The 6,198-nt window shown below is 43.0% G+C and carries 7 protein-coding genes; 2 read left to right on the top strand and 5 right to left on the bottom strand.

All coding sequences use genetic code 11. From position 1 onward, the window contains the following. Positions 1-285: 285 nt before the first annotated feature. The gene (locus AAGC65_RS24280; RefSeq protein ID WP_343115052.1) at positions 286-1,047 is read left to right on the top strand and encodes a class I SAM-dependent methyltransferase; all 762 of its coding nucleotides are present in this window, start codon (positions 286-288) and stop codon (positions 1,045-1,047) included. Here the strand turns inward: AAGC65_RS24280 and AAGC65_RS24275 are convergent. Beyond that, positions 1,044-1,709 carry an HAD family phosphatase gene (locus AAGC65_RS24275; protein WP_343115051.1) on the bottom strand — a complete coding sequence of 222 codons (666 nt, stop codon included), beginning with the start codon at positions 1,707-1,709 and terminating at the stop codon, positions 1,044-1,046. The two genes, AAGC65_RS24280 and AAGC65_RS24275, sit on opposite strands and share 4 nt — an antisense overlap. A gap of 82 nt (positions 1,710-1,791) precedes the next feature. Between AAGC65_RS24275 and AAGC65_RS24270 the strand changes: the two genes are divergently transcribed. After that, positions 1,792-2,757, top strand: coding sequence for a zinc dependent phospholipase C family protein (locus AAGC65_RS24270; protein ID WP_343115050.1), 966 nt, complete (start codon positions 1,792-1,794; stop codon positions 2,755-2,757). Positions 2,758-2,870: 113 nt separating this feature from the next. Here the strand turns inward: AAGC65_RS24270 and AAGC65_RS24265 are convergent, their stop codons facing one another. From AAGC65_RS24265 to dnaN, 4 genes are all read right to left on the bottom strand, one after another. Then, entirely contained in the window at positions 2,871-3,527 is a 657-nt protein-coding gene (locus tag AAGC65_RS24265) for a DedA family protein (protein WP_343115049.1), read from the bottom strand. A 47-nt stretch (positions 3,528-3,574) separates the two neighbouring features. After that, the gene (locus tag AAGC65_RS24260; protein WP_343115048.1) at positions 3,575-4,333 is read right to left on the bottom strand and encodes a DUF4397 domain-containing protein; all 759 of its coding nucleotides are present in this window, start codon (positions 4,331-4,333) and stop codon (positions 3,575-3,577) included. A gap of 10 nt (positions 4,334-4,343) precedes the next feature. Then, the gene (locus AAGC65_RS24255) at positions 4,344-5,090 is read right to left on the bottom strand and encodes a DUF4397 domain-containing protein (protein WP_343115047.1); all 747 of its coding nucleotides are present in this window, start codon (positions 5,088-5,090) and stop codon (positions 4,344-4,346) included. 67 nt (positions 5,091-5,157) lie between these two features. Then, a partial coding sequence (gene dnaN / locus AAGC65_RS24250; protein ID WP_343115046.1) for a DNA polymerase III subunit beta occupies positions 5,158-6,198 on the bottom strand: 1,041 nt, incomplete at its 5' end.

Here is a 6,198-nt window from a genome sequence, read left to right as displayed (position 1 = left end):
AGACGATTTATGATTTGCCATTGTATAGCTTTGTTATTCTTTTTTCTATTTATTTAAGGACTGCAAATATAGGGTGATAAATTTAAATACACAAGTAGTTTTTTATTAAATTTTCAAACTTATATAAACCGTGGTGATCTGCATAGTATTGATAACGTTATGGTTAGCTAAACAACTTATTTTAATTGGTTAGCGATATCGCTTTTACCCTTGTAAAAGCAATATCGCCACGTAGCTAAACGTTATGTTTGCAGACTACTTTAACTTTAAAACCTCAGCAATATCATGGATAGCACCAAAAGATTCAGTAACCGGGTTGAAGATTATGTGAGGTACCGCCCGCATTACCCTGCCGAAATTATTGGTTTTTTACAAGACAACTATGATCTGACTATTCATAAACTGATTGCCGATATTGGTGCCGGCACCGGTATATCAACCGAGTTATTTTTAGATGCAGGGTATCGGACCATTGCAGTTGAACCCAATACCGAAATGCGGGAAAAAGCTATTGAATTATTAGACTCTTATCTGGGTTTTACCGCAACAGATGGCACGGCCGAAAACACCGGGCTGCTCAGCGCCAGTATTGACGCAGTTATTGCCGGGCAGGCTTTTCATTGGTTTAACGCCGAAGAAACACGCAAGGAATTTAAACGGATACTAAAACCCGGCGGAATTGTAGTGCTCATCTGGAACGAGCGCAAAACCGAATCGGCCTTTGAAAAAGAGTACGACCAGCTCATTATCAAACACGGGCAGGATTATGTTAAGGTTGATCATCGCAATATAGATACCGAACACATCGAAGCATTTTATGCTCCCGAACCTTGCAAGCTGCAAGTTTTCCCGAACAAACAAATATTTGATTTTGAAGGATTGGCCGGTCGACTGTTATCATCATCATACATGCCCACTAAAAATGAGCCAGGCTATGCGCCTATGATCAATGATCTGCAGCAGCTATTTAATCGTTATCAGCAGCAGGAATTGATTACCATTAATTACGATACCAAGGTTTATGTAGGACAACTTAGCACTTGTTAAGCTATCCAGCCTTCACTTATTAAATACGCTTTTGCCTGATTAAAATCCAGGAAAAGCTTATCGGCAATGGTTAGTTTATGATGTTCATCCGTATTGCTTTGTATGGCTATACAGGTTAAGCCTGCTGCTTTTGCAGATTTTACGCCATTGATGGTATCCTCAAAAACCAAACACTCCTCTTTCTGCAGACCCAGCTTTTCCACACATAACAGGTAGCTTTCAGGATCGGGCTTGCTTTTGGCAACCTCTGTGCGGGTTATGATGAGTTCAAAATACCTGCCCAAACCATTCCTTTCAAAAACGGCTTCCACATCCTGCCGCGGGCTTGAGGTTACCAGCGCCAGCCTTAGGTTCTGCTCCCTGAAATATTCCAGTACATCGGCTACGTAGGGCATCAGGTTTACATCTTTGGTTTTCAGGCGCTCCAGTGTCAGGTGCTCCCGCTTGTCAATAAGTTGGGGCAGCGAAGTGGAAATATTGTAAGTTTCGATAAGGCGGGCTGCGTTGGCGGGCATAGGTACACCAGCGTAGGTTTTGAGCCAATCGCTGTAACTGAGCCTCACATCAAATTCTTCTAAAATTTCGTTCCAGCATTCAAAATGAAAAAACTCGGAGTCTATCAGGGTACCATCCAGATCAAACAATAAAGCTTTAAGCGCCATTGATAACAGGTTTAGATAGTAAAGTTATAAACTTTGTTGTTTTTTAATTTAAAACTCAAAACTAAAGGTCATATTTATACCTATGAAGCGGCGCTTTATTTTAGGTTTATCGGGTATTTGTTTAATGCTGCTATGCTCATCGTGGGGATTTTTTGCGCATTACCGTATTAACCGGCTGGCCGTGTTTACGCTGCCTAAAGGGATGGCAGGCTTTTACAAGGCCAATATCGATTATATTACCCAGCACGCCGTTAGCCCTGATAAACGTCGCTACGTTGACTCAACCGAAGCACCACGACATTTTTTTGACGCCGACCATTACGGTAAAAAACCTTTTGTCGCCGTACCTCAAAAATGGAAAGCCGCTGCCGCAAAATATACTGCCGATACGCTGGATAAATACGGCACCGTCCCCTGGGCTATCCAGTACCAATATTACAGGCTGGTGCGTGCATTTAAGGCGCATGATACTACTGCCATACTTTATGCCTCATCCTACCTGGGCCATTACATTGCCGACGCGCATGTTCCCCTGCATTTAACCCAAAACTACGACGGGCAACTCAGCGGTCAAACTGGTATTCATTCCCTTTGGGAAAGCCGCATCCCTCAGCTATCTGCAAGTCGCTACCATTATTTTGTAGGCAAGGCTCGCTATATAGAAAACCCGCTAGCCGAGGCTTTTAAAATCTGCCGCATATCTTTTAAAAGTGTTGATACGGTATTACGCACGGAACGTCTGCTGAGCAAAGTTTATCTGGCTGACAAAAAATACAGCATTACAATACATGGCAAAACAGAGGTGATCAATTATTCGGAAGCCTACAGCATGGCCTATCAAAAAATGCTGAAAGGGATGATTGAGCGGCAACTGCGCGCTTCTATCCTATCCGTGGGGAGCTTCTGGTATTCTGCCTGGGTTGATGCCGGGCAGCCCGATCTGAATAAATTGATCAAACAGCCGCTGGATGCCGATCAAAAGCTCAGCCTGCAACGGGAAGAAGCCATGTATCGCGCCGGGAAGTGTATTTACAAAGCAGGTAGGTAAAGCAAACATATCATCTCGAACGAGGTACGAGGAGAGATCTTATACAAGCGATACATCCAGGCGCAAAAGATTTCTCGCCATTGCTCGAAATGACAAGCAGGTATAAAAACAGATTACTTGGCTGCTGCTTTTTTACCCGCCTTGCTTTTAATAGCGGCGTAAATTGGAGGTACCACAGATATCAGGATAATGGCCATTACCACCAGTGTAAAGTTTTTCTTGATAACCGGGATATTACCGAAAAAGTAACCGATAAATAAAAAGCTAAGTACCCACAGGGCACCTCCTATGATATTGTATAAGCTGTAACGCAAAAACGGCATACGGCCCACACCTGCCACAAATGGGGCAATGGTTCTGATGATAGGCAAAAACCTGCTGAATATAACCGCCTTGCCCCCGTGCTTATCAAAGAAAGCTTTGGTATTCAGGTAATATTCCAGCTTTAGTATTTTGTTATCCTCTTTAAAAACTTTGGGACCTAAATAGCTACCCAGCAAATAATTAACCGTGTTACCTATAAAGGCGGCGGCTACCAGGATCAGGGCTATCAGGGTAATATCCAAACCGGTTTGGCCGGTGGCAATCAGGGCTCCGGCAGCAAACAGGAGCGAGTCGCCGGGTAAAAACGGGGTAACAACAAAACCGGTTTCGGCAAAAATAATGGCAAACAGTATCAGATAGGTCCAGCCCTGGTAATCGCGGGTTATCTGGCTCAAATGAACATCAATATGCAATATAAAGTCGATAATGGTTTTGATTACTTCCACAGTTTTTAAATTTTGGGGCTAAAATAGGAATATTAAAACAATAGCAGCTATCGTTGCTGTGAAGATGGCAGTAATAAATTATTTGTTAACACGTTTGCGCCAAAGGCCACAGAATCTGTACGGCCAACAATACCTTGCGTATAAATGGTATAGGCCCGGCCATCCTGCAGGGGTATATTTGGCAGTGTAAACTCAACCTTGGTTGGCGTAGCGTGGTTGCTGATGGTGAAGTTATAATTACCAACCGGCAACTGAACGTATGGTGTTATTTTATTAAAATGCACATCCATCAGTACCTTATTGGTGGTATCATTAGCCCGCAGATCCAGGTTTGGTGATGATGGCGAAGTATTCGCAAACCTGACCTTGGCCCTGCCTATTGCAGGTAAAGTAGCCGTATCCAACGATAAGATGGAATGTTTTATATCCATAGTAGTATCGGTGCCAAACCGGTAACCGGTTACAAACAGCGTATATTTTGAATTGGGTTTTAACGCGCTATCAATCCGGAGCACTGTTAAAGCGTTTACAGTAGCTGTACGCAGCTCAACCGGTGGTAATAATGACGACAGAAAAAAATATCCTGAATTATTAGGGTAAGTATATTGGGTTGCACTTTCCTTAATCGTATTCAAGTATAAGTTGGTGGGTTGAGCGTCGGGGCTTAAATATACAATTTGCAATTGCGTATTCAGGCCGGATGCATTGGCATTGGCGCCCTTACCGCACGAGGATATAAAGGGCAGCAACAAGGTGCCAACCAGGAACAATGAAACCAATAAGCCGCCTTTATTTGGAGTAGCCATTTATCTGTTTTTATTGATTAGTTATAAAAGTGGTGCCAATTGCCGGCTTACCTAAATTATCTACCGTACTGTAACCAACCACGGTGTAAACCCTGCCGGCAGCAAGTGCTACCGTATCTTTTTGGGCAGGCAGCGCTAATGACGACTGATATACGCTTAAATTAAACGTACCAGGAGCAACGGTAACAAAATCGGTTGTTACCTTATAATTTACATTACTAAACTGCGGAGTGGTAATAATGGCATTATCGGCGCCCCTGCCTTCAAAGGCCAGCACCATCGTACCGCCACTGGGTACAGCATTCACAAACCTCAGCTTTGCTTTGCCCCCAGTATCCGCGCTAAAATCATCATCAGTTAAAAATACGCTCTCGGCAGTTTGTCCGCTCACATATAAGGAGTAAAACTTACCCGAATCTAACTTAAGCGGCATGCTGAATAAGTAATTAGGCGTTGCCGCGCCCGCGTTTTTGATCTGAAAATTTTGATCACCGGCCTTAAAAGGGATATAGCCTAAAGTGCCGCCCGGAAAGTAACTGGTGGTGTAGTTAATCCGGGTACCATTCTGATAAAAGTTAATAACCGCGTTTGATGCGTTAACTAAATTAACCTGCGCTGTTGGGGTAACGGTTGGCGCGTCGTTGTTTTTTTTACAAGCCGACAGCATGCCCGCGAAGGCGATAATAAACAAAGCTTTAACCCTGATGTTCATATATAATAAGCTATATAACTGCTTACCGTAATTTTTGTTATCCATAACGAACAAAAAAGTCCGGTTCTTTACAGCCGGACTTAATTTTGGATTTATAATTTAAGTTTACAACTTAAGCATAACTATTGAGCATTACCGGCATAACCAGCATCAGCACATCTTCATTTTCATCACCACCCTGCGGCAGTAATAAACCGGCACGGTTAGGTGTCGACATTTCCAAAGATACTTCTTCGCAATTTAAATTCTTCAACATTTCTATTAAAAAACGCGCGTTAAAGCCAATTTCCATGTCTTCGCCTTCATACTGGCAGCTCAAACGCTCATGGGCCTCGTTAGCAAAATCAATATCTTCTGATGATATGTTCAGCTCGCTACCATTAATTTTAAGTCTTACCTGGTGGGTGGTTTTGTTGGCGTAAATAGCCACACGGTTTAATGAACCCAGGAAGGTAAGCCTGTCTATACTTAATTTATTAGGGTTTACCTGTGGTATAACCGCTTCATAATCAGGGTAACGCTCGTCAATTAAGCGGCACACCAGGTTAATATTACCAAACTTAAAGAACGCGCTGGTTGAGTTATACTCTACAGATACGTTCACATCATCAGTTGGTAACGATGATTTCAATAGCGTTAAAGCCTTTTTAGGTAATATAAACGATGTGGTGCTTGCAGCCTTGGCATCTTTACGGCGGTAACGTACCAGCTTGTGGGCATCAGTAGCTACAAAGGTAAGGTGCTGGGTACTCAGCTGGCAAAAAACGCCTGTCATGGCCGGGCGCAGCTCATCATTACTTACCGCGAAAATGGTTTTGTTGATGGCTTCGGCTAAAACCGATGCCGGTAAATTTACCGACGACGCGTTTTCAACTACTGGTATTTTCGGAAAATCTTCACCATTCTCTCCACTCAGTTTGTACTTTCCGTCGCCCGCGTTAATTTCAATGGCAAAGGTGTTATCATCTACAGAAAAAGCCACCGGCTGCTCTGGTAACGATTTTAAGGTTTCCAGTAATATACGTGATGGAATAGCTATGCGGCCATTTTCTTTCGACTCTACAGTTAAAGAAGTGGTCATGCTGGTTTGCAAATCGGTTGCAGAAATGGTTAAGTTTCCATCCTTTATCTCGAACAAAAAGTTTTCCAGTAT

The sequence above is a fragment of the Mucilaginibacter sp. genome (assembly GCF_039207105.1).
GTDB lineage: Bacteria > Bacteroidota > Bacteroidia > Sphingobacteriales > Sphingobacteriaceae > Mucilaginibacter.
This window is presented reverse-complemented; position numbering and strand designations above follow the sequence as displayed.